At 48.3% G+C, this 24627-nt stretch carries 26 protein-coding genes; all 26 read right to left on the reverse strand.

Translation table 11 applies throughout. The features are described from left to right. Positions 1 to 99: 99 nt before the first annotated feature. The gene (locus ACX9NY_RS17175; RefSeq protein ID WP_472473980.1) at positions 100 to 3123 is read right to left on the reverse strand and encodes a pyocin knob domain-containing protein; all 3024 of its coding nucleotides are present in this window, start codon (positions 3121 to 3123) and stop codon (positions 100 to 102) included. Continuing rightward, a complete protein-coding gene (locus tag ACX9NY_RS17180) occupies positions 3124 to 3669 on the reverse strand; it encodes a putative phage tail protein (RefSeq protein ID WP_472473982.1) in 546 nt (181 codons plus the stop codon). Beyond that, complete coding sequence (locus ACX9NY_RS17185) at positions 3666 to 4724, reverse strand: baseplate J/gp47 family protein (RefSeq protein WP_472473984.1); 1059 nt, start codon at positions 4722 to 4724, stop codon at positions 3666 to 3668. Before ACX9NY_RS17185 ends, ACX9NY_RS17180 begins: the two co-directional genes overlap by 4 nt. Continuing rightward, the gene (locus ACX9NY_RS17190; protein ID WP_472473986.1) at positions 4717 to 5130 is read right to left on the reverse strand and encodes a DUF2634 domain-containing protein; all 414 of its coding nucleotides are present in this window, start codon (positions 5128 to 5130) and stop codon (positions 4717 to 4719) included. Before ACX9NY_RS17190 ends, ACX9NY_RS17185 begins: the two co-directional genes overlap by 8 nt. After that, positions 5127 to 5384: a DUF2577 family protein gene (locus ACX9NY_RS17195; RefSeq protein ID WP_175383663.1), complete on the reverse strand. Its 258-nt coding sequence runs from the start codon at positions 5382 to 5384 to the stop codon at positions 5127 to 5129. The genes ACX9NY_RS17190 and ACX9NY_RS17195 overlap by 4 nt, the downstream gene beginning before the upstream one ends. 6 nt (positions 5385 to 5390) lie before the next feature. Next, positions 5391 to 6401, reverse strand: a complete 1011-nt coding sequence (locus ACX9NY_RS17200) for an XkdQ/YqbQ family protein (RefSeq protein WP_449005325.1) — start codon at positions 6399 to 6401, stop codon at positions 5391 to 5393. 13 nt (positions 6402 to 6414) lie between these two features. Beyond that, on the reverse strand, positions 6415 to 7110 hold the full coding sequence (locus tag ACX9NY_RS17205; RefSeq protein ID WP_036668863.1) for a LysM peptidoglycan-binding domain-containing protein: 696 nt from the start codon (positions 7108 to 7110) through the stop codon (positions 6415 to 6417). Further along, positions 7111 to 9084 carry a hypothetical protein gene (locus ACX9NY_RS17210; RefSeq protein WP_472473988.1) on the reverse strand — a complete coding sequence of 658 codons (1974 nt, stop codon included), beginning with the start codon at positions 9082 to 9084 and terminating at the stop codon, positions 7111 to 7113. Positions 9085 to 9285: 201 nt separating this feature from the next. Further along, positions 9286 to 9708, reverse strand: a complete 423-nt coding sequence (locus ACX9NY_RS17215) for a phage tail assembly chaperone (RefSeq protein ID WP_342572128.1) — start codon at positions 9706 to 9708, stop codon at positions 9286 to 9288. A 171-nt stretch (positions 9709 to 9879) separates the two neighbouring features. Further along, entirely contained in the window at positions 9880 to 10338 is a 459-nt protein-coding gene (locus tag ACX9NY_RS17220; RefSeq protein WP_017690162.1) for a phage tail tube protein, read from the reverse strand. A 1-nt stretch (position 10339) separates the two neighbouring features. Then, positions 10340 to 11656, reverse strand: a complete 1317-nt coding sequence (locus ACX9NY_RS17225) for a phage tail sheath family protein (RefSeq protein WP_472473991.1) — start codon at positions 11654 to 11656, stop codon at positions 10340 to 10342. Next, positions 11656 to 11865: a YqzN/YkzM domain-containing protein gene (locus tag ACX9NY_RS17230; RefSeq protein ID WP_472473993.1), complete on the reverse strand. Its 210-nt coding sequence runs from the start codon at positions 11863 to 11865 to the stop codon at positions 11656 to 11658. The genes ACX9NY_RS17225 and ACX9NY_RS17230 overlap by 1 nt, the downstream gene beginning before the upstream one ends. Before the next feature lie 125 nt (positions 11866 to 11990). Next, positions 11991 to 12422, reverse strand: coding sequence for a phage tail terminator family protein (locus tag ACX9NY_RS17235; protein WP_472473995.1), 432 nt, complete (start codon positions 12420 to 12422; stop codon positions 11991 to 11993). 413 nt (positions 12423 to 12835) lie between these two features. Continuing rightward, complete coding sequence (locus ACX9NY_RS17240; RefSeq protein WP_472473997.1) at positions 12836 to 13990, reverse strand: tail fiber protein; 1155 nt, start codon at positions 13988 to 13990, stop codon at positions 12836 to 12838. Further along, positions 13990 to 14580, reverse strand: a complete 591-nt coding sequence (locus ACX9NY_RS17245) for a YmfQ family protein (RefSeq protein ID WP_472473999.1) — start codon at positions 14578 to 14580, stop codon at positions 13990 to 13992. The genes ACX9NY_RS17240 and ACX9NY_RS17245 overlap by 1 nt, the downstream gene beginning before the upstream one ends. A 212-nt stretch (positions 14581 to 14792) precedes the next feature. Beyond that, the gene (locus ACX9NY_RS17250; protein WP_472474001.1) at positions 14793 to 15932 is read right to left on the reverse strand and encodes a baseplate J/gp47 family protein; all 1140 of its coding nucleotides are present in this window, start codon (positions 15930 to 15932) and stop codon (positions 14793 to 14795) included. A gap of 4 nt (positions 15933 to 15936) precedes the next feature. Next, entirely contained in the window at positions 15937 to 16392 is a 456-nt protein-coding gene (locus ACX9NY_RS17255; RefSeq protein WP_339259378.1) for a DUF2634 domain-containing protein, read from the reverse strand. Then, positions 16385 to 16795 carry a hypothetical protein gene (locus ACX9NY_RS17260; RefSeq protein ID WP_472474003.1) on the reverse strand — a complete coding sequence of 137 codons (411 nt, stop codon included), beginning with the start codon at positions 16793 to 16795 and terminating at the stop codon, positions 16385 to 16387. Before ACX9NY_RS17260 ends, ACX9NY_RS17255 begins: the two co-directional genes overlap by 8 nt. Beyond that, on the reverse strand, positions 16788 to 17774 hold the full coding sequence (locus tag ACX9NY_RS17265; RefSeq protein WP_472474005.1) for an XkdQ/YqbQ family protein: 987 nt from the start codon (positions 17772 to 17774) through the stop codon (positions 16788 to 16790). Before ACX9NY_RS17265 ends, ACX9NY_RS17260 begins: the two co-directional genes overlap by 8 nt. Further along, complete coding sequence (locus ACX9NY_RS17270; protein ID WP_339261335.1) at positions 17771 to 18400, reverse strand: LysM peptidoglycan-binding domain-containing protein; 630 nt, start codon at positions 18398 to 18400, stop codon at positions 17771 to 17773. The genes ACX9NY_RS17265 and ACX9NY_RS17270 overlap by 4 nt, the downstream gene beginning before the upstream one ends. Before the next feature lie 54 nt (positions 18401 to 18454). Then, positions 18455 to 20218 (reverse strand): hypothetical protein, encoded by a 1764-nt coding sequence (locus ACX9NY_RS17275; RefSeq protein ID WP_472474007.1) that lies wholly within the window; start codon positions 20216 to 20218, stop codon positions 18455 to 18457. 182 nt (positions 20219 to 20400) lie between these two features. Continuing rightward, positions 20401 to 20835, reverse strand: coding sequence for a phage tail assembly chaperone (locus ACX9NY_RS17280; RefSeq protein WP_017690174.1), 435 nt, complete (start codon positions 20833 to 20835; stop codon positions 20401 to 20403). A gap of 256 nt (positions 20836 to 21091) precedes the next feature. Beyond that, complete coding sequence (locus ACX9NY_RS17285) at positions 21092 to 21499, reverse strand: phage tail tube protein (protein WP_472474009.1); 408 nt, start codon at positions 21497 to 21499, stop codon at positions 21092 to 21094. Positions 21500 to 21594: 95 nt separating this feature from the next. Next, positions 21595 to 23058, reverse strand: coding sequence for a phage tail sheath subtilisin-like domain-containing protein (locus ACX9NY_RS17290; protein ID WP_472474011.1), 1464 nt, complete (start codon positions 23056 to 23058; stop codon positions 21595 to 21597). Further along, complete coding sequence (locus ACX9NY_RS17295) at positions 23058 to 23258, reverse strand: YqzN/YkzM domain-containing protein (RefSeq protein WP_472474013.1); 201 nt, start codon at positions 23256 to 23258, stop codon at positions 23058 to 23060. Before ACX9NY_RS17295 ends, ACX9NY_RS17290 begins: the two co-directional genes overlap by 1 nt. A 179-nt stretch (positions 23259 to 23437) precedes the next feature. Beyond that, positions 23438 to 24346: a hypothetical protein gene (locus ACX9NY_RS17300; RefSeq protein ID WP_472474015.1), complete on the reverse strand. Its 909-nt coding sequence runs from the start codon at positions 24344 to 24346 to the stop codon at positions 23438 to 23440. Positions 24347 to 24627: the final 281 nt, after the last annotated feature.

The following is a 24627-nucleotide window of genomic DNA, read 5'->3' on the forward strand; positions in this document are numbered from 1 at the left end:
TTAATTCTAGTCGTTGAACTTCTAAAGCTAAGACTTTAATTCCTTTTGGTTACATACAAATTCTTCATATGCCAAACTATAAAAACTATTGGGACACCGCTACTCTGTTGCAAAATAGTTGTATGTTCTTTGATCTGTTATTCCTGTACCACTCACATTAAAACCATTTACAGTAGGTATGATTTTATCATCAACAGACAAGCCGTTATCTAAACCAACCACTCTGTTAAGAACACGTGTACCACCAGTACCATAGTTATTCCTTGGTGATTCTTCACTGTAGATACCATAATAAATATAGTTTGGAGTATTAGTAGCATTTGCAAATGTTATATGGCGCGGCTTAAATGCCAATCCATTCACTGAACCAGTTCCATTTGAGCCTATAACAAATTGTCCTGTCGCAAATTGCTTACCAGTTTTAATTTGCTTTATCTTGTTTGCTAATGTTGACCATGTGTCATTCATGGATGCGCTTGTTCCCATGGCGCTAATGGCATCCACGATCCCATTTTTAGCATTAACGCCAGATTGAAAAACATCAGGGCTCCATGCGCTCCATATATTATCCATACATGTTCGCATGTATAACGTTGGTGTATTATGCGTATCCAATCTCGATGCACGTTGAATTACATGAGTTGGTGCGTTTGAATGCACAAGGACTTCGACGTAAAACCAAGCGTTAGCCACACCACCTGGTCCATTTATAGCGTTGAAACAATCGTAGTGCCCCCCTTTTTTTATATCATTTAAGTTCGAACTGTGCGGAAGTTGAATAACACTCCCATTATCTTGTGTGATTTTAAACTTTTGCCATGGCTTATTATCCACATAATTTTTAATCCGCCCCCCATCCTCAATAGCAATTCCCAACACAGTGGTCTCAGCCACGTTTTGCTGCACAATATCGCTTAGACTTGTAAGCAATGCCTTCTCGTTGATTGCATATGAGCCACTAAATGAGACTGACGGAGACACATCCAGCATCAGGTATGTGACACTGTATGTGGCAAACGGATCAAAAAGCGTTACGTCTATAAACGCACGTTCTAATCCATAGGTATTCATATCTGTAGACCTTGACCATTTATCTACTCTGCTATTTTTATAAACCTTTAAGACTTTTTGTGCTTTGTATTTTAGAGGATTCGGTGCTACCGACCCCACTGTATTGACTGAATTTATCTCATAAGTACTATACATCTTAGACAGCGGGGGCATTGTACTCTCGCGCAGCACAATTCCCGTTCCGACCTCCACCAAATTACTGTCCTCAATTAACGTCAATTGTCCTTCAGACGTGATTGGTTCGACAATTGGCGTTGCAAGTTGATAGATGAGCTGGTATGGCCTCCAGTTCGGTGCTTGAGTTGTCGGCAGCGTCGTCGTCCCCGTTCCAGGTGTTGTAATGCCATCAGACAGCTTATGCCAATATTTCGTGCCTGTCCCATTGTAAGGCGTACCCCCAGACGAACCATCATACATACGCCAGCCCATGAAATACGCCTTAATCTCATCGTTGGTTAGGCCTGTATAACTGTCTCCCCATCCACTGTCTTCGTTAGATATCGATACTTGGAATTCAGATAGATTTGCCATTGGGAAATAACAGTTATCAGGGGTCAACATACTTGCCGTACTTGTTAGAATTTTTCCATCGTATTTTTGTACGGCCAACTTATCATACTTAATAGCAGCGTTGAACCCCACCGAACCGACTATCTTAAACCCAATCGCTTTGCCAGGAGAATACCAAATCGACGCCCCGTCCAAGACTACCTTTTTCCATTTCGCCAACTTGAAAAACTGACCGTCTCGTTCGAACAATTCATCAGCATGCGCTCCTGTTATTGGATCGGCGCACAGATCAGTTTGCATTGCGAGCATGGCGTCTTCACGTGGTTTGAATGGCAATGCGACACTTCCGATATTGAACATAATATTTTTAAAAGTTTGCGATTTAATTGAACTTGTGGACGAAAAATCGTCAACAACAGCAAACAATTGTATATACGTCGCACCATCAGGGACAACGTAAGTGCCTCTGTACTTTCGAGTCGTAGTGTCTTCTCCGGGAAGTCTTTTGCCGTCATTGCCCGCCCAGTAAAAAAACAATCCATCTCTATCATCAGCTTCTGATTTAAATACTTCCCCGCTTAATGTATATGTTTTTCCGATAATAACTGGAATGAAAGTTGATAGTGAAACGTAATTCGATGAGTCTTTAGATTCTTGATAAAGTTCATATGGCTGAATAATTGTGTTTTTAAAAGACCCCGCCGTGAAGTAACTCCATTCATAAAACGGTGGTATCAAATTCCCCCCGTAACGAATCGCATACGGGTTTCGGACAGGCTGAATGCTATCAACATAAGGATATTTAAATCCGACTTGTTCCGGCGTCATGTTGTCCAGTGAAGCGTATTCAGCTGCGCTGACTTCGTAAAGACGCACATTGTCCGCATTGAATACTTGCCCAGAGACCCCACCACCTACAACTGCAATCGCATGGGTTGAAGCTGTCGCCGTGAACTTAGCGAATGAGGTTCCAAATGTAGATCCCGTTACTATATTTCCGTTAATTACAGTGGATATCGATACGAATGTACTGCTAGTCGATACGTTTTTGACGTCCGCTACCAGTACATATGTCTTACCAACTGACGTAGACACTGTCTTGCTTATGTTACTGTTGGTAGAGGCAAGGGTTACCTTTAATGAACTCATACTACCTTTGGCATACACCGTAGTATCTAAAATCGCTGACGCTGCGCCTATCCCCCAGTTACTGTAACCTTCGAAACCACCATCACGCCCTAACAAATTCACCAATGTGCGCCCCTTCAACCCTTCCAACTTAAATGCCGAGGCACGTTCAGCATTAATGATCTGCAATCCTGGCTCCAACGTCACTGATCTACGCTTCTCCGTATCCAACCGTTCCTGAATACTACTCACCTGTGCCGCAATTTCCTCAGCCTTTTCTTCCACTTGACCTACACCCTCATCAACATTCTCCCAGTTCTGATCCAGATACTTATCCAGATCAAAATAGGTCGTTGATGGCGAAGAACGGTCAATTTTATTCAATCCCAAGTTTGGTGTTTTTGGTTCAGTCATTTATGCTCCACCTCCTGCAAATTTATCCTGCCGGGTCTGTTCGATCTCCTCCAGCGTCATGCTTTCAACCTCCGAAATCGTCAAATACCGTAGACGATAGTCAACGGTCATATGTGCTGGTTTAATATCCTCAATCGCTGCCTTCAGATCGTCCAAATTGGGTGGCAAGCCCCATGTGTCGATGAAGCGGATTCGGATCAAATATTCCTCGGGCGAAACGGATACATCAATCCCGCCACTTTCGTAGGCCTGCGCCACATTCTTGAGCATGGAGCCAGAGACTTTGCCGCTGCCGCGCATCTTGGAGATGATCACGGATGTTCGCTGGTCGTCTGGCTTGGCTTGATTCGTTGGAATCTGCAAATCCCGCTCATAACGTTCTAATGCCCAGGTCGCAGACTCCGGGTAGAATTGATCCAGCACACTTTCCAAAACCACCGTAAGCTTGTCCAGCTCTACACCTTCGGTCTCGGTAAGAAGCTGCATCTCCAGCACATTTTCATACAACGGGGGCAAAAGAGTCATTAATGCCTCTGCGTTACTCATGTCACCTTCACCGTCCCAAGAACAGCTACGGCGCCGGGGGCGATCTCCAGATTGGACATCCCACCATTCACCAGCAGATCACTGTAATCGATCACGGGCGGAATATCCAGAATGACATTGGCAATACGTGTCCAACGAACTAACGGATCGGCAAAGGCCAGTTCTTTCAGATACGCCGTAACTCCCTTTTCAATTAGTGTCTTCACGCCCTCGTACGTTGAACCAGAAGCAAGCGTGACCTGTACCTCCACATCGATGGGTACTTCTTCCGCCCCCACCACCGTGACCACGGGTCCAATTGGAGCAGCACCTTCGCCCATTCCATCCTGAGTTGGATCGATATATTCCTGCACCGCCTCAATGACCGCCTCAGCAGGTGTTTGCATTTCATTATTCAGCAATGCTACTTTGACTGTACCTGGACCATCCCACAGTGGAAAAGCCTTTGCTTTGCCAACCCCGGAGTTTTCCCGTGCCCATAACTCATACTGATATTTGTTGGCACTCGTGACTGGACGGGATACTTTATCCTGATATCGGTCATACAAGGCCTGATCCGTTTCCTCGTCTTCGCCAGGAACAAGCAACTGTGTCAATTCAGTCGTCGTCAGGCCAGCAATATAATCGATGGGCAGCAGCGCCCCCGTATATTCATTACCTTCCGCTCCCGCGACTTCACATTCCAACACATATCGTCCTGCCGCGATGCGCTCCACTATAACGTACACCCGATCCCCCGTGGAAAAACGACTCTCTAAAGGAACCTCAACAGGCTTACCTTCGTTATCCCGGAAACTGCCAACCCAACGTGCCTTCGTGGCCGCTTTCCGACGAATGCCAGACCAAGCCACCGCGCGATCTAGATACTCTCCAGATGCTGTATCTGCAAACTTCAGATTGGCGTTCACATCCAGCTCGATATACATCTGAGCCATTTCCACAGCTGCTGGCGCAAGCGCATCATAGATAATACTGCCTTCACGTTTATCCACACCATCCGGTACCCTATCCAGCATTCGGTTTAAAATAACTTCAAACGTCTGCTCATCATACATTCATGTTCACCTCCGTCTCTTCCCTGAAGCTGCCAAAATCCGTTTCCACGGTAAAAGAAACCCGCACCCCATCTTCCTCGTGGACAAAATCGAACTCGGTTACATCCGAAATGCGATCATCTGGAAGCAGCGCTTCGCGAATCCAGCGTTCCAGTTCCGATTCAACCATGGATCTCCCTGCCATTCCTTCCCAGGACCATTCCATGCCATAATCCGAAGAATAGATTAGATGCTCATAGCGGCGTGTGGACAACGCTTTATACACCGCCTGTTTTACCGCATCTTTTCCATCCAGTTGCAATCTTCCAATTCGTTGTCCCGAAGCTTGAAATACATACGTCAGACTCGGAAGCACAGCAGCTTCTTCCAGATCTTCTGCGCTAATCTGCGCACCCTGTGGAATCATGGATTCACCAGCCGATCCAGCACAACAAAGCTGTCTCCACCTTGAACACGTAACAACAAGACATGGTCACCCACGGTCCAAGCTTTGTTCACTACGGATTCCGGCAGTACCAGAAAAGGCTCAGCCAATGCCAGCCGTTGTTCAACGGTAATCTCCAGAGGCTGTGTGTTTGTCACGCTTCCGTACATTACCTGAACGGGAGACTTGGCATCTACAGCGGCCACCGCCGCCTTTTTAATCACGTCCAGCATCATTTATCGTTACACCACCTTCAAATCCAGTGACATCGTATGCACGCCCCCCTGTACCTTATGCGTACATTCGTCTACCAGAAAATATTGATTAATCTTCAGTTCATTGATCTGGATGTTGACAAAACTGCCTGCCCTCACCTTGAAATCACCAAGCGCATCCACTTTCAACGTCTGCGTCTCGCGGTTACGGAGGGTCATCAGGGTCTTGAGCATTTCATCAATCTGACCTTCGTTCAGGCCATCATCCGCTTTTTGGTACAAAAAAAGCAGCCCCCATTGACGGATGCTGCCTGAATCCTGATGAACAAACGTTTCTCTTTTTCCCGTATCCTTGTTATCCCGATACAGCTTGATCTTGTTATATGTCTGGTCGTCAATCGACCTTGTATAACTGTAATCCGTGAGCAGACTGTTATCCCCGATGACAAAGCCGTAAGGCATCTCTTCCACATCCCGAAGCACAAGTTTGCCGAAATCATCGTAGAAGATATAGTTTTTACCGCCATAGATCAGCGTTCGGTCGAGCGCCTCACAGATCATGTCAATCAGCTTTTTGTTATCGAATAACATACGCGGAATAACATATTTCGGCTGAATCAGATCACCAGTCTTCAACAGGAAATCCTTTGAAATTCGTTTAATTACATCCGCAGCAGTGGCATTAACGAACTTGTACGTCTGATTCGCGGTTAGATAACGAGTCTGGTCGTAGGCCTTGATTTTGACACTTTCGTCCTTACCGCTATCCACCGAGAAGATATATCCGTAAAATATGCCTACCTCGTTGCTGATATATTTCACGACATATCCATTCTCATATGTGAATTTCTTATTCTGGTACAGACTGCCCTTGATCAACGTGAATTCCAGAGAGGAAGGTTTGCCGATGCGGGAGGTTTTGTACGTAATGTCACCGGCAATTTCGCTAATGTCCCAGATGTTGCCCTGCTTGTCATCCAGTAATAACCGTTCCTTCATGTTTGCCAGCTTATCATCCAACCTGATCTGCTCTTGCATATTGCCTCTCCTTTCACGGAAGCTTGATCACAAGTCCAATCGGCAGCTTCTTCAGTTGTGCATCTTTGATGCTATTCAGCTTTTGCAACTCTTTCCAGCGAGATCCATCTCCCAGATGGGCTTTAGCTACAGACCACAAGGAGTCTCCGGCTTTGAGTGTGACGGTCTTTGGCTGAATTTTTTCATTGGGCCGAGAGGCTTTGGTTTTTGTTTTCGAAGCAGCCGTATCCTTGCTGTCCTTGAGTGGCACTACTTTTTTGGCGGCATAAAAAATGAACTGCTTCAGCTTGATATCGTACTGGATATCCCCCACCGTACCCGCTGTCTCCTTCCAGTCGAAGCTCTCAATGGAAACCGCCATATTAATGGTGTACCTTGCACTGGAAAAGAACAGTCTGACGGGTCTGCCCGTCTGCATCCAGCGGATGATCTTTTTAACATATTCATAGGGATCACGGTAAAACTGCTTCTGAATTGCCGGATGTCTTGCATCGTAGTTCAGATGATAAGGGCTGTAATCTGCCGGAAAAATCCCGCTGAAACTGACTTCGCGCAGCTTCGGCGACTTGATCACGTTAATTTCACCTAAAGCGCTCACGTTAAACGTACTACCGTCTCCCGAATCCGAAAACTCAATGCTCTCTGGTGTCACCGGGAAAAACATGTATTCAGAGCGGTTATTGAAACTCAGTTGAATATAATATTCCATTTATCCATACACCCCCTGGGCACTGGAGACGATCTGACTGTTCAGTCCATCGGTGATTTTGCTGATAATGCTGTCCACATCATGTCCGCTGTTGATATCCCCTGTGGTGACCTGAACGGTTGGCGTCAGACTGACAAATCGCTGAATCGCCTGCATCTCTGCAAGCTCACGCATCAGTTTCAGATCCTCGCTCGTCACATCCACTGTGCCGTCCACGTCACCGATCTTGTCCACCTGTCCGATATTGTTGATTTTGTTGATGTTACTCATGTTGCTATTGGGAACAACGGTGGGAGCAGGTGCAGTTGGCATCGATGGCATGGAAGGTGTTTTTGGAGTTGAGCCGCCGAAGTTTCCGGGTAATTTTGTTTCTTTGGAATTTGGATCAGGCAGAGAAGGTATTTTTGATAATAGTTTTTTTGCTGCATCTTGTCCCTTGTCAGAAACCTTTGGATCGAATTCTCCGTCCATTCGATTCATGTGGAATACATCTTTGTCACTCTGTGGCTCAAATGATTTCAATGTATCCATCCAACCCTTGACGTTTTTACTAGCAATGTTGATATCGGCTTCGGACATGACAGCAAAATTTGTACCAAAGATATCATTAATAAAGGAAGCTACCTTCCCAATTGCCCCCATCGCTTTGCCCAGAAAGTCCTCAATTCCTACAATAAGATTGTAAAATATCTGCATCCCGAACATTCCCAAATCGTAAAGCAATTTCTGAAATGCATAGAATGGGTCTTTGAAGACATTGGCTATGAACTCTGCGAAGATGGCAAAATAATTCCACATTGTAGCGATTACAACTCGTACCATCTCCCCAAGCAGTATAAATGTACCGATAATCGCTCCCAAAATCTCAGTTCCCGATATTCCCATCATCCTTAAAATATTAATAACAGCTGCGATGGCGGCAATGACGAGCAGAATAGGCCAATTCAGTAATAACCAGGCTGCAACCAGACTGTAAACTTGGATAATGACCAAAGCCAGAGCCACAAGCGCAAGCGCCATAAGGATGGGCTGAATAATATCCCAGTTTTGTTGGATCACACTCGCGATATACAAAATCCCGTCTACCAACATCGTCAGCGCGTTTGCAGCAACCGTAAATGCATTGCTAAGCCATTCAATAATGCCAGTGAATTCACCATTGGCAAAAGCCTCATTTAATCGATCTAGTAGAGGCGTCAAGGCAACAAGAGCTACCTGTCCAATTTGTCCCAGAACCCCATTAAACTGATTCACAAGCATGTTCCATTTCTGTAGTGGTGAATCCAACATGGTATCAAAAGCCTGTTGGGTATAGCCTTGTTTTTGCAAAATAACATCAAGCTTTGTGATAAATCCATCCAGATTAGATGAATCAATGGTTTGTTGCAGACCTGCTCCGTTTAGAGCTTCAGCAGGAATGTTAAAAGAATTGGCAAGTTCACCATTGTCTCCGTTCATGGCAGCAACCAAGGCACTGGATGCATCCGACATGTTTTTACCATCTGGATTTAGCATGCTCAACCGCTTAGCCATATCCCTCAGTTGATCAACTTGGTCGGTATTCTGTGCATACGGAATAAGAGATAGTGTGCCTTTCAAAGCGTCTGTAACATTCTGTCCGCTCTTGAAAGCTTCCGCACGGTAGCGATTAAAGATCGTCTCCCCCTGAGCATCGTCACCCGTAGCAGCCATATAGCGATGCTTCAAATCCTCTTCTTGTGCTGCTGGAACAAGAACCGCCTGTCCTGCTGACTTGATCATGCTGATCCAGGATCGCACGCGCTGGGCTCCTTCTGCAAAAGCTGCGTTTACTTTGGCTTGTTCCTCGGATACCCCCTGTAACAGTTTGGATGCCATTGCAATACTGTTCAGTCGAGCAGAATTAAACATGGCAGTTATAGCAGCAGGTAATTGTTGAAATTGCGTTACTATACGTGTGGAAGTAAGGTATAGTCTTGCAAACATGGCATACATTCATTTCTCCCTCCTTTCCTTTTTATTTCTTCCGGGCGCGGCTCTTGGACCGTTCTTTCTTCTCTTCCTCAACCCGGATGGAGATCATCGCATAAATGGCCGCTCGTTCTCGCATGGAGAAAGCCATTAGCTCGTGCGGCAAAATGTTTAATTCATGGAGAGCGTAATAAGCCAGATTGGCTTCGGAATCGCCCTCTTTAATTAGTTTTTTACGTCATCCACCAGTTCGTTCATGTCCTGATTGAAGCCGTTCAACTTCTGGACCTGTTCGCCAAGCGAAGCAAATTCCCCAGGCAACAGCATTTTCCGCAAAAGCGATTCCGCCCCCATCACGCCATATGACCGCTGGAGTTCTGCGTTTTTCAAATCGGGAAATACTACACTTGCGCTCATCAGGCGAGCCATGTAATCATTCGCATCGATGTCGGGTGTGTAGACACCGTTCTTGCCCTTGATTTTGCGAGTAGCTGCCTTGCGGCATTCCTGGTTTTCGTCCTCGGTCATGCTGCGCAGTTTCCAAGCAACGGGTTCACCTTTCTCATCTTTAAATCGGGGGGACACGATATACTCCTCCGTTGTATCCATTGCTGCATTTTGGGCAAAAAACATACTCAATCCACTCATATATTGTTCCTCCTCTAAAGTTAGGCTCCCCGCCGCATGAAGCGGCGAAGAGCAGAAATATGACACGCCAAATAGCCCGTAACACAGGCAAGTTGAACAGGTTTCTTTTACAAACCCGCTGCTAAGTTAAACTGTTTATAAATCTTAAATTACTAAGCTTTCCACGCTAAATTACTTAGGAAGGTTGAACGATACAGGCATATCGACATCTTCAAAAGTAAAGCTCACTTCTTCCTCCAACGCCTCAGCCTCGGTATCCAGAGATGCCATGATCACACTGTCGAGGTTGACACCTTTGAGGGTCACGGTCTGTTTGCCAATTGTAGAGGAAGGATCTTCGTTGGTCACTTCAATGTCGAAGTACGTGTCCACACCATTTTGCATGTACTGGAGCATCAGCTCGCGGAAACGGGATGTGGTATAAAAGATCGTCATGGAACCCGAACCGGACCAACCGGTTGCTTTGTGCTGTACACCACGACGGCCCAACGTTTTGACCTCTGCTTTTTGTTTCTCCACTGTTGCTTCCAGCGTCTTCACATAAAACATTTCTTCCGTCTGTCCGTTAATCGTTGCGTATGCGCGGCCTTCCTGGCCGGAGATTGTGTCGCTTGCTTTCAAAAATGCCATCTTAAACCACCTTCACTTTCATATATACTTTTTCAACGGAATCCACAGGTTGGACCTGAATCTCGATCAGAATACTGTCGGTTTCATTGCCCGGAGCAACAGTGATGTCTGTTTTGGAATCAAAATTTTGAATGGCACCAATATCCTGAAGTTGCTTCAGATAAGTGACACATTGGGAACGGAACAGGCTGCGCCCATCTTCGTTGTTGTTCACTTTGCCGATGTAGTAGGACTCAAAGATCCGTTTCATGTCGTTAGCGATACCATCGAGAACACGGACAACACGGTTTTTGACAAAATGACGTGCCTTATCCGGTGTCACCGAACGGAACGTATTTACATCCTGCTCCACCACTGCACGGTTGCTGCTCGCGGTAAAGACAAACTCGCCATTACGCAATGCTGCTTCTGTCTCGCTATGCGTCAATCTGCCATTCACATCCACGGCATCGTCATACGCACGGAACGTCAGGGATTCATTCAGGTTAGCTCCCGCTGTTGCACCGGCAGTCCATGCTACCGTTTGTTTTGGCGTAAGAACGGTACCGTCTGCAAGCACAACACCATTTTTGACACTGATGATACCTTCATGATCTGCTGCCGGATAATCGGACAGAACCAGTTGCACCTTCTTGCCTTCGGTATCACGCAAACGCTTGATGTAAGCTGTGTAGACTGACTTGAGTGTGGCATCGTCTGAGATCAGACCAACCGTGTTAAAATCCAATACTTCCAGCTTGGTCAGGAAATCAGCATGCTCTTGGTTCGTTGCTGTACCATCCAATCCACCTGTTAGTGGAAGTGACGCTGTAGCTGTGAGTGCACCTTCACCAGTAAATGTGACGTATGCGTTGGATTCCAGAGCTTCGATGGTGGATGAAGTTTGTTTGTCCACTTCTTTACCAGCAAGCAACGTGGAAACGTCCAGTTGTTCTGGATCATTGATATTGGCGGAGACTACAACTGCCAGATCGTTACCACGTACACCACCGTGTTGAGCAGTCACTGTCAATTTGTCCAAGGTTGCCTTGGCCTGGGTCCCTGCATTGAGTCGGTACAGAAGCAAGGTCTGCGCCCGTTTCAATGCCTCGCGGATCAGCAGTAATTGCGGTGCTGTCCAGTCATAGCCCAATTTGGCTTGTACATCTTCACCTGCTTGTACCGTCAGGATTGTACCTGCTTGCCCCCATGACAATGGAAGCGCCAAAGCGACCGTTCCTCGCTCTCCTACCGTACCCGGCAATGAGCCCTCTGATGCAAAATTCATATATACGCCGGGGCGTACCTTGTTTTGTGTTGTCCATGTTCCTCCAGCCATTATTGTGCCTCCCCATTCATAAATTGTTGGATGTGTTGCTGTGCTTCTTCCAATGTGTATGTTTGTTGTTCCAGTAGAACTGCTGCCAAAATATCTTTCTCGATCCGGCTAAGTTGCCGGGATTCAGCGAACTGTGCTTTGCTGTATTTTGGATTGTTTTTCTGTTGGGCTTCCGGTTTTTTAGGGTCCTGTTCTTTTTTCGTAAACATTGCCAATGCGCCTCCTATTCCTTTCATGTAGATCCCCTCATTCGGTTAGTTAAGTTCAATAAAAAAAATAGCTATACTGACCACTTTAAGGAAAGGATAACCATCGTTCGGTTGAACTAATATAGTTATTCTCTTGTAGCCTTAAGTGCGGTAGGTCGCTGTTCCAGTTGTTGCATGGTACGGGCGGACTCCGACATTTTGGTGGTTCGCATGGTGTAATACACCAGCATTCGTGGCGTATCGTTCTCCGTCTCCCAACGCATCTCCGTTGCGCGATAGGGTGTACCCTCCACATCGATGGTCTCCAATGCTTCGAACAACTCGTCCGGAAGGGTTGCTGGGATATCGTTTGGATCGAGCCACCGAATTTCAAAGGCGTGAGATTGCACGAAGCGATCGCTGCGTTCCCGAGTGAGTTGAGCGGACAGCAAGTGGTAGGAGATGCCTTTTTCGGCAGGAGCCGAGTTACCACCTACTGATGCTGGGTGGATCGGGATGTTAGGGAAATGCTGCGTCAGAGCATCAGCAATGGCAGTGGTTAGTTGGTTTATGGTCATGGTTCACCTCCCATTTTTGATTAGAATTGATATGAAGTATGATTTTGTATTTAACAAGCGGTAGCTTACGATCTTATGTGTTCTAAATATAAGTTCAGAACTAGTCTTAAGACACAAGCGATTCACCTGTTGTCATATCCAGTATTAGATAGAATTTCATTGAAAATATAAACCATACGACTGCACCCTAAATATGGTGACCATCATCTAGGAGGACATCCATCAGTTGATCTATAGCCAACATTATGAAAATAAACGTCTTACCTTCAAATTTTAAACAATCCCATATTGTCTTGAGCTGCCGGCGTCAACAATGACACTACCAGTTGGATACTTTCTCCAACTCAGTTGCTCAAAAAAGTCTCCTAATTACTCCAGAGGACTTAATAATCCGCACCACTTTAGCACATCTTTTACATTGATTCGACTATTAATGCACTATTGTTACCTGGGAAATTCACAGATCCCTCACTAACTACAATTAAACTAAAGTTACGACTATTATCAAAACCACCGTTAGGTTTCGTGGTTGAGTTGCTATAACCGTAACCACCTTGATGCACATTATTCCACGACACATACGAATCAACTCGTGCAACCACCATCGCAACTCCCGATAGCAGGTTTACATGTATTTGTGCAATTGACCAAAATGAATTTACGCTATCGTTTGTAGTACCATTACTTCCAATGTAATTATGAGTTGATAGGATCCAGTCAACCCCGTTAGCATCTCTTAATCGAAGTTCAAACTTATCAGACGCTTTACTCTGAACAGACCATCTGTCATTGAATATACTTGATCCAATAGGCGTACGCCCATAAGCCGATATAATACTTGTACCACCTGGAAATGTTGCAAGTACAAACGGGACACCCGACCCTGAATTAATAAAACCTGCGGGTGAAGTTGTTGACTGATAATACGCTTGTTTAACTTTAGTTACATTACTCGCCATCGTTGCGAAAGAAGCATTTGCCGCTGTTAGTACTCCCTTGCCAGTAATCGCAGCAGCAATTGATGCTTTACCGTTACTGACAGATTGCTTTAAATCAGAAAGTGCTGTCACTCCGTTCTTATCTCTGAATAACAATTCTCCTCCGTATTCGTTTGCGATTGTAAAGTCCTTCCCACCGGGAGTACCAAATCCGACGTATCCCTTTCTACCTGAGTTCTGGCCTTCTGGCAAGAAACCTTGATAAACATGAGTTGAACCCACGAGGTGTAATACTCCTGCATCGCCAACTATAGATCCCCCGGACCTTGGCAGGCTAGCATTCTTCGCATTTGTCTCAGCCGCCACCCTCGCATCCCTTATCGCCTTCTCCGTTGCCGCCACCGTCTCAGATGTCCCATCCGTCTTACTGGACAACTGCACCTTCCCTTTCTGCGTCAAAGACGCATCGGGAATATCCATCTGACTCACCGCTTCACGAAGCGCATCCAAATCCGCTTGCGTTGCAACACCAGCATCAATCTTTTCAAAAATCCCGTTAATACTCTCCCGGGTCACATTCTCATTCCCCAAGGGAAGAGGTAATTTCAGTCGATCTGTTTCTTTTGGCATTACGCCCACACCTCCAGTTCATTCCACGTAAGTGACGCGGCATCGAGTTCGTCCCATGTTTTCTGCTTCTTGTCCAGATCATCCCAGACCAGATAGCGATACTCATATTCCACGGCCATATGGGCCGGTTTTAATTCCTCAATCGCCCGTTTGAGATCATCGATATTAGGCGGGATGCCCATCGTATCCACAAAGCTCACCGTAAAACTCCACGCTTCCGGCCGAAACGTTACATCCACCTTGCCCCCGGCATATGCCTCAGCTACATTCGCAACCAACCTGCCAGAGAACTTTCCGGCACCACGGAGCTTCGACTCCACCACGGCACGCCGCTGCTCCACTGGTTTGAGACGATCTGTCTCAATGCCAAGCTCCTGTTCCCAGAAGTCCAGCCCCCACGTCGCTGTACGGACAAAAAATTGCGCCAACGTCTCATCCAGCGCCTGATACAGCATATCCATCTCGGTGCCTTTGGCCTGCATATCGGCCTGCATGACGCGCGAAGTCTCATAATACCTTGGCAAATACGAGAACAACTCCCGCCCTTTCTCACTCGTCAGTCCAACATCTACAATAGAAGGAGCACTCATGCCCTGTCCCCTCCCTTCCTTGCACATCGATGCAAACCGCTTCGCTCAAATGCTCAGTTCCCGAGCCGCTTATCTCACGACCCAAGCACTCTTCTGGCCCACCACTTTCTTCATTTCCAGCTAAACCAGATGCCGCATAGTCAGAACATTTCCGATGTCCTACATTACCGCTGCCCCCACATCCGTACTTTGCTCTCACCATCTGCCCAACACTACTCATGCACATCCACCGCCCCCAGCACCGCCACCTGACTCGTGGTCATCTCAATATTCTGGTCGCTCACACCGTTCACGGTAAGCTCTGAATAGTCGATAATGGGCGGAATATCCAGCAGGATCGCGGCAATGCGAGTATAACGCACGAGCGGATCGGCAAAAGCCAACTGCTTCAGATACGCGGTCACCCCGCGTTCGATCAGTGCCCGTACATCAGCCAACGTTGCATCACTTGCCAGCGTCAACTTCACCTGAATGTTCATCGGTACTTCTTCTGCTGGCATCACGGACACCACCGGCCCCGCCGGCGCAACACCTTCACCTTGTCCATCCTGCGTTGGATCGACGTACTTCTGTACGGCCGCCACCAGATCGGTACCCGCAGCACGTTTGTCCGTATCCAGCAGATACAATCCCACCGTGCCCGGCCCCTGCCATAACGGAATCACACGCGTTGCACCAACACCTGGCACTTCACTGGCCCATTGCACATATTGCGACTTGTTGCCGCTGGTCCCCTGGTTGCGGACTTTGGCATAAAAACGCTCCAGTAGCGCTGCATCGGCCTCGATATCTGCACCGCCTTTAATCACATCAACGTTCGTGACTGAAGTCACGCCACTTACAGGTGTAGACAGCACAGTTACCGTGCCCGCAGGTACATTGCTCTCTTTTCCGGCAACAAGCGCTCGCACGCCTACTACCCCGAAGCCCTCTGCATCCAGTTCCACACGTCCCACTGTCTCATATTCGAGCGAAGCTTCGGCAGATACTTCATCCGCGAGTGTAGCTACGACCGTTCCCGCAGGCACTACTTTCCCCGGCGTACCCATAAACCTCACCGAACCCTGCGCCGCCACCGCGGCCCGCCGCGTGATACCGTGTTCTCCCGCCCGCAGATCCAGCTCTTCCGAACGAAAATTCGGATCACTGCTCGCAGCCGTACTTGCAAACCCCCGCCGGAGTAATTCCTGCGCCCACAAAGCCGCCTCAGACAGCATAAACGCTACCGGAGCTTCCGCATCCCACAGAAACGAACCCTCCGACTTATCCAGATCCGCGGGCAGACGATCCAGCATACGCTGCATAATCTGTTCCTCCGTCTGGTCCTCCAAATAACGCGGAATCTCAGCCATCCCGTCAGATCACCTCACTTTCCAGAATAAACATCTCTTCCTGCACACTCGCCACCCGGCACGAGAACATGCACTGTTCCCGATTCCAATCGAATGTAAACTGGTCTACCGAATCCGTGCGTGGATCAGCCAACAGCGTTTCCGTCACCATCCTGGTAATTTCACTTTCCATCACGCCGCGACTATCACCATGACCCACCAGCTCCTCCAGCTCCGAACCATAGTCCCGAGAATAAATCACATGTCTGTACCTTGGGGTTTTCACGGCCTTGATGCACCATTGCACCCAGGCTTCATGCCCATCAGCAGCAGCGACTTTGCCACTTGGGGTCAGCACAAAATCGCCTGTATCGTAATCAAATCGCCAACTTCGTCCAAAGCGTACCTCTTCAGATGCCGCCCCCGACAGATCCTCCTCATCTCCCCAGACCATACCCGTTTCCGGGAACAAACTAGGCATTGGCACTCACCACCTTACACAGCACCACAATGTCGTTACCGCCATTCACCCGCATCGCCAGTACGCGATCTCCCGCTTTTAATCCTTTACCAAGAGACCACACCGCTTCTTCCACTTCCTCTTCTTGCAAAAGAAACCGTCCCGTGCCCGTCGTTCCTCCGTTTGCCACGTCAGATATACCCGAGATCACGCCAGTAGCCTCGCGCTCCGGCAGTCCAAGCGTGCCCGGCAACTCGGCCACGAGATAATCCTGCACTTCGTGCTTGAAATCATCCAGCTTCACGCCTGACGAGGTCATCGTACCCAATACTGCTCCCAGACCGCTCACGGCCTGACGAGAATGGGTACTCATCGCACCCCGCATGACGTCGGCAAAATGCCCATACGGATCATCTTTATTCAAGGTAATACCTCCTTTTCACCAGTTCAGCCGTCCCCAGTTCTAATGTCATTGTTCCAGGTCCGGCAGACAGATCACGGCTGACCGACATGACGATTAGCTTGAGCCCTTTTAACAACACGGCGTCCCCGGCGCGAATCGTATTCACGTCCGGTGCGGAGATCGTAAAGGTCTCCTGAATCCCCGTCAGATGACTTTTCGCCAGTTTCTTCGCGGCGGTTGTCGATTTTACCTGATCGTCCTCGATCAGCTTTTGCAATGTGCCCAATTCTTCCACACCATTCTGCTCAATCGCGAGCACTTTGGAGGGAACCTCTTTGCCACTGCCAGACTCCGATGCCGCCATCACCTTCACTTTGGTGACCGCTCCTTCGAGCGTACGCATCTGGGTCAGATCAATCAGCCGATCCAGCTCATACACCTTCGCATTACTTCCGATCTGGAAGAGCTGCAACCCGCCGGGTGTCATCCTCGGATGATACATCTCCCCGCCAGACTTCGCCGTTTCCTTCAGATCAGCAAATATCATGGAGAAAATCGTCTGTGACCGATACACCGCTTTGCCCAGCTTTGTCTTGGTATCAGGCAGTGAAGCGTATGGAATCTTCCACTCTTTGGCGTAGGTTTTAAGCCGCTGTGTAGCCGTCTGATCCTTTGGTAGCAGGAACTCGTCCTCCGATTTCTCCAGATAGATCATCCGGTCGTACACCGTGAGAGATAGCCGCTTGGTGCCGCTATTCGAGCTTTCCACCTCCCAGATGACCGCAGGATGCAGCAAGTGAACCATGGATTTTTCGCCAAAAGGAACCCCGCTAATCCGCACCGCCATGCCCGGTGAAATCGAAGGCAGACCCGAAGATGCAGACACCGCCAGCCGGATGTTGGCCTGATACGCAATCTGGTCGAGCGAGTCCTTCAGCGTAATCGTCTCTACCAGCTTGGTGATGTCATATTTATCGTCGACAATGACCTTGTAGGTCATGGCATCACCAGCTTTTGCCCGGGCTTGATCCGGTTCGGATCAGTGCCGATGATCTTCTTGTTGAGCTTGTAGATCTCGTTCCATTTGGAACTGCTGCCCAGCTCAAGCTTTGCTATTTTGGACAGAGAGTCACCGGATTTGACGGTGTAGGTCTTGCTAGACTTTTTCAAATCCGTACGAGAACCTGACTTGCTCCCGGATGCGGCAGAACCCACCTTCTCCACCTTGGAATCCCGCCATGTGCGCAGGGTTAGGTCGAAGTAAATATCTCCGCTCTCGCCGCCCCGGAAGGTCGTATTGTGCGAGATCAGATATACCGGCACATTCACCCCCGTGTTGGTGATGATGAAGCGCAGCGGCTTCTTCGATATCAAAAACGTATTCAGCATATTCATCGCTACCCGCGGATCAGGCAAATCTTCGTACATGCAATAGGACGCATCATACTCTTTGGGAAAAAAAGAAGAGAAGGTGATCTCCTTCACCTTCTCCCCCTGTGCAAAATCAAACTCGCCATGCTCCAGCATATTAATCGTTTCGTACCCTTTGGAACGTGAGATCGTCAATTCTTCCGGTTTCACTGGAAATTGAAACTGCGTTTTCCCATCGATCAGGGTAAATTCTATTCGGATCTCTTCCACTGTATCTTCAAATACAGACATACACGGCCTCCTTTCTGCTTAGGCCATAATCGTTTTTCGGTTTTCCATCGCACGACGCACTTCCCCTACAATACGTTGTCCAACTTGACGTGACAGCCCATCGTAGTCAATGGCATTTTCACGAACGGTCACCTGCACCGCGCCTGGTGGAATATTGATCGCAATCTGATTGGTAGTTTCGGTTTTGAAATCCTTCAAGTAACCGGACAGACTGCTCATCTGGTCTTCGGATATTTGTACCGTCATCGTGGACGATTTTCCATTCGTCTGCGTAGCACCGTTACCAAGCGCCATGGCTTGGTTTTGCATCATGCTTGTTCCCATGAAGCCAGCAGATGTAGGCTGACCGACCTTGCTGTTCATATAAGCCGTTGGGCCTGTCATGGCCAGTGCTGGTGGAATATAAGCAGGTGCCATCTGCGGCCCTGTTGGTAATTGCGACGGTGCAGCTACTGTTGCTGCCGAGACCGTCTTCTCTTCTTTTTTGGAACCAAAGCCGAAGAAGTTGGATATGCCATCGGTGATTTTTTTGGTTTTCTCAGAGACATAGTCCGCTGCACCCGACAATGCATCCCCTACACCCTCGCTAGCACTAGACATAAAGTTTCCAATATCCTTCGCTTTGTCTCCGATCCAACCGCCTGCTGCACTTCCGGCCCAACCACCTACTGCACCACCAACCCATGTCCCTATACCAGGTAAAAGTACACTACCGATGGCGCTACCAATCGCAGTGCCTGCTGTGCCGCCAATCATGGAACCTACCGCTCGACCACGTTCTTCCGGGGGTGCTGTCGCTACATTCGCCACATCTGCGAGCATGCTTATGGGTCCGAGAAGCCTTTTGGCACCTTTGGCGAAACCTCCGCTCAAGCTGTCCATCAACCCACTACCTGCCAGCATATCGGTTAATGATCCGAGTGAACCAGAGTCTGCGAAGCCTAAGCCACCCATACCTCTAACTCTTCGTCCTCTTCTCCCATTTCTATTTCGATCGGGTGGAGGATTAGGCGGATCAGGTACAGGTGGCCTCGGTACCGGATTTGGTCTTGGGCCTGGATTCGGGCCGTTGCCTGATCTTCTACCACTTCGGTAGCCTCTTCTGCCCCGATCAGGGCCTCCTCCACCGTTCGCATTGGGTGACCGAACTCTGCGGTTCTTGCCCATCTTTCCACCTGTACAACAGCAGCATTTGGAAGCAGGGCTTCTGGTTGGATCTGGTGCAGGACTGTCATCCTTTTTCTTTTTGAATAAACCAATAATATCCCCTACATTAAACGCTGCATCTTTCACATCATTGAATGCTTGAATTCCTTCAAGCCACTTTTCCCACCACTTTTTAGGTTCTTCTTCCTTGGCAGAATTATTGACCGTATTATTATTGCTCCCAATGTTCAGTGCCAACGAAGGCCCACTCGCCGGGTTCATCTTCCCCATCGCCACTTCGATCTTCTGCCGAACCTCAAGTGATACTGTACCCGAAGCCGTAACCATCTGGTCCCTGAAACTGTTCAGTTTCGCCAATGCGCGATCCAATGCTGGACTGAGCTTATCAATCAACCCAACCGTCGGTGTAATTCGCAGCCTACTGATTCGCACAGCCATACTATAAATATGCTCCAACCTGCGCCCAGTCGTTCTCAGTTCATTGTTCACCTTGATTAGACTCTGATATCGAACTCTTCCCAGCCGTTCCGTAGAACGCTGGATCTGATCCAGGTATCGAAGGGTTGTCCGCATTTCGGCATTGGACTTGGATAGACCTACAATCATTTCTGCCATTTTTTCACCTCCTGCCTTATATCGTTATCGATTCATTTGCGCGGTAATCGCTGACATTTCCTCTTCCGAGAACGCAATCAACAGCGAACGCTCCCCGCGTGGCAAAGACCAGAACTCTCCGGGCCGGAGATGATGACGCACCCACATGTGATACAGGAACGTGGTCATCCCGCCGGAGTGAATCAGTTTTTTAGGTCTTCAATCTCCACACCGAAGCCGGACAGCTCCAGCACTTTGTCACCTACAGCATCCAATTCACCCGCGAGCAGCATACGGCGAACCGCCTGTTCTCCACCAGACAGCTTCATGCGACCGGTAATGCGGGTATCCCCCCAGCCGGACAGTTCCAGGCTGCGTACTTTCAATTTCACGGTTGCTTCGGAAATGAGAAGCGCGTTAAATGTTTCCGTATCCACCTTTTCCTCGGTGCGGCCTTTGGTCGTTTTTCGAATTGTACAGCGTTCGCGAATGTGATCCACTTTGGAGGACGTCAGTCCACGCAAGGTCAACAGCAGATCCAGACGCTGAATCCGCACATTCTCCTCTGGCAAACGTTCTGCTGCTTCAAACAATTGATCCAAAATCTGTTCTTCGGACATATTTTCATTCATACTCATTGGGCGTTATCTCCTTCTTGCTCACATTTTGCAATCATAATGGTACACTAGCCACTCCGATGACAGAATAACCTTCCGATCGCTGTTATCCCCAGATTTTTTTGATTCCCCTCTTCAAGGGAAAATCCGGGGATAAAGGCGAACGCTCCACTTCTTCACGTTATTTCTGTCCTCTCCGTTATCGTGTAGATACTAAATTTGCTTTAAGTAGACAACAAAGAGACCGAGATCATCTCGGCCTCCATTAAAGTCCTTTTTAGTTCGCCACAATCGGATTTAACAATTCAAATCCTTCAAACGTAAAGCCCGTTTCCTCCGGTACTTCCTCACCCGCTGTCCAGTTGGCAAGCTGGATTTTGTCCACCATGCAACCTTTTAGCAGAACACTCTCGTGTCCATACGATTCAGGGTCGTTCAGCTTCGAAATAATCTCGAATTTGGTGAAGCCGCGCAGGATCATATCCGAAGTGACCTTGTAGCCCGTCATCGTGCCTGTTCCTTTTTTTGCGCCGTTTTTGTGCACTTTCCAGTCGTTACCGACCAGGCTCAGCTCACGCTTTTCAATCTCCACACTCGCTTCCAACTTGTTAATGTTTGTCTGCCACACACCATCAATATGCAGCTGACCATGGGTACCGAGAATTACTCTTGACGCATCCAACATATATTTTCCTCCTTGAAATTAAAAAATATCGTGTAAACCATCAGCTCAACGTGCAGTAATTATTCTAGAAAACAGTTCTTTCCTTCCACACAACCTTATTGCACGTAAAATGTACCAAACAACTGCTCCATCACATCCGTCAGCTTCACATTCCATTGCAGGAATACCTGATCCGCTTCCGGTTTGAGAACTGGAGCAGTGCCATAATACGCCGGATCAAGAATGACATCGTAACCGTCAGCTTCAATCACATTGCTCTGTGCGAGCAGCGCCAAATAGGCCTTCATGGCACTAATCAGTGCCTGACGACCCTCTTCAGTATTGTTCACTTTACCGATATACGTATCTTCCGCGGAACGTTGCAGATCCGTGTTAATGGCGTCCAACACACGAATAGATCGGATTTTTTTCCACGCATTATTCTGGCCAGCCGCTAGGGTTACCAGTGTGTTTACACCACGAAGGGCTTTCACCTGACGTCCATCATGGAAGAAAATAAATACGCCATTCTGTACCGCCTGCTCCTGTTCCGTGCGCGTCCAACGACGCGTCACATCATCGAACGGAGTAGCTGCATAAGTTGTAGATTGGTTCAGACGTTGTCCCGCGATCAGTCCGGCAACATAAGCAGACGTTTCTGCCGAGCTGTAAAATGCATCTCCAAGGCGCACGCCTGTACCGACGTTAATCACACCTTCATGGTTGAGCGCAAGCGAACGTGCTGCTGCTTTTTGTGCTGCTGTAGCGGAGGTATCATCCGCTGCGGAACCGCCAAATACAGCCATCACTGGCTTGCCTTCACCACGCACACGTTTCACCCATGCCGCAAAGCTCGCAAGCAGAGGTGCATCAGCCGCCTGATCCAAAGCCAAGACGTCGAATTGCTCTCCTTCCAGCGCACCCTGCACAGCAATGTATTCCGCATTGGTTAGGTCATCATTGCCACTTACGCCGCCTTTGAATGCCGCACCCGCAACAGTAGCTACCACACCCGCACCATCACCAATCGCCTGCGCCGTCACCCAGACATTTCGTTCATCCGAATTAATCTCTTTTGCCAGAGAAGCTGCTGTGATATCCGCAGTCAGGAGCGCATACAACATCCGGTTACCTTCAAAGAGGCGCACTTCATGTTTCGTATTATCAATTACACCTGGCTGGATGGTGACGTAGAATCCATTCGCACGATCCCCAGGATACTTCGCATCCAGTTGCAGCACATTGGCATCACTGCTGTCCTTCAAGGTGAGCGTAGCTGTTTTGGCAGCAGCATTTGCTACCCGATAAGCGAGCAACTTCTTCGGCCCGCCCAACAGGGCAAGCTTCAAGGACGTATAAGCTGTACCGTTGTCCAGCGCATTCGCCGCATAGATACGTTCAATCGCCGCTTCGCTCCCTACTTCAACAAAAGTCCCTACAGGACCCCAGTTGGCCTTGATAGGCACAACGACCGTTCCCCGCGTACCTGCCTGAATGGCCGAGGATGCTGCCGCCTGAAAATTCATATATAAGCCCGGAAGGACCGGACGATTCGTTTGTTCCCAAGTTCCACCTGCCATTATGCCTTCACCTTCGCTTTCATAAATTGGTTAATTCGTTCTTGTGTTTCTTCAATGGAAAACGTCTCTTGCGCCGCTTCGTACAGCGCACCGTACAGCACCTCTGCCTTAACGGCAAAGAGGGCTTCTGAATGATTCATCAGTTCTGCCCTTGTATACCGCGGAGCGGTCTGTTTGTTTTTTTTCACTGAGCTTGCCATTGCCATCTCACCTCATTTGTTGGACTGCTAATTTCGTTAACATTGATCTTTAAGCGTAACCTATGAATTTTCGACCCTATGAACCTATGAATTTGAAGCTATAATATTGAAGCTAAACCAATCTACTCAAAGCTATAATCTGGAACCACCTTTAATAGAAGGTTCCTCTCGACTAACGTTTACTCCATACCTTTGCTATGGTAAATCTCACGGATCAAAGGTACATTCGTACCCGGACGACGAATCCGCTGTTGTAGTGTCAGACGAATCTGACCATTCAGATACGCATCCGCCTGCAGATCTGCGGTGACCTCATCCACTGTAATATATCTCGTGTTACCTTCGTGCGCTTCGCCCCCCGTTTCATTAACGGCAAGACGAGATTGCACAGCAAGCTTTTCGACCAACCGAGTAACTGTGTGCCGTGTTAGCACTGTATGATCGGTGAGCACATGCCCAATCCACTGTTGTCGAACCTCCAATGCGGAAGTGCCCGCCACAGACGTGCTGCATCCGGCCAATCGCCATAACACAGACGGCGTATCGTATCCACCAGGCCAGGCATCACCATATACCGACCAGTTCGAGCCAAGTTCCTGCTGTGTCCAGCCTTGAAGCGCAGCTAACCACGCATCCTCTGATTCAACGAGAGCAGCTCCCGAGTCTTCGGGAACATACACTCCGAACCGCAGACTGCGCGTAAACATTCCAGACCCTGCATCCACCCGGTCACTATCTGAAGAACCCAGATAGATACAAGTGAAGGACTCACCTGCTTCATCCACTAGCCTTACTTGATGCAATCCTTCTATTAGTTCAGCGGACCAAGCTTCCACTTGTTCAGCGCCGCCATCTTCCGGACGAGCGTATGGTGAGATTTTAATAATCCTTCGATATCCCGCCCAGGCAGACTTCGGCACTTCTTCGGCAAACGCAACCACGGCACAAGGCCCAGCCAACACTTCGCCTGAAGCAGGTACATCCAGCACACGATCATCCCAATCTGGAACAAGGACCGCGAGCTTCTGTTTTAGCGTTTTTTTTATGAGCGTGCTCATGATCGTGCTAATCTCATTGTTCATAGACACATTCATTTCGCCCCCTTTGGCTGCAAGTTTGAGATCTGCCCACACCGTGCAGCGACAATGCAGCAGCAGTAGACTCCCCCTTTGAACTCAGAGTCTGTATTCCGATCGAACCAGTACCGGGACTAATTCACCGCATCAAAAAGACCGGCCACCTGGCCGGTCTGTACATTAGCGTATGTGCTTTCGGTGCGTCCCTTGTTATTGATCCGATAATACAATCTTACACTCTTTCATCCCTAGCGCGGATGGTGTTCCGTACGACTTCGGTGCGATAAAGGGGG

The organism is Paenibacillus sp. CB74 (genome assembly GCF_055687625.1).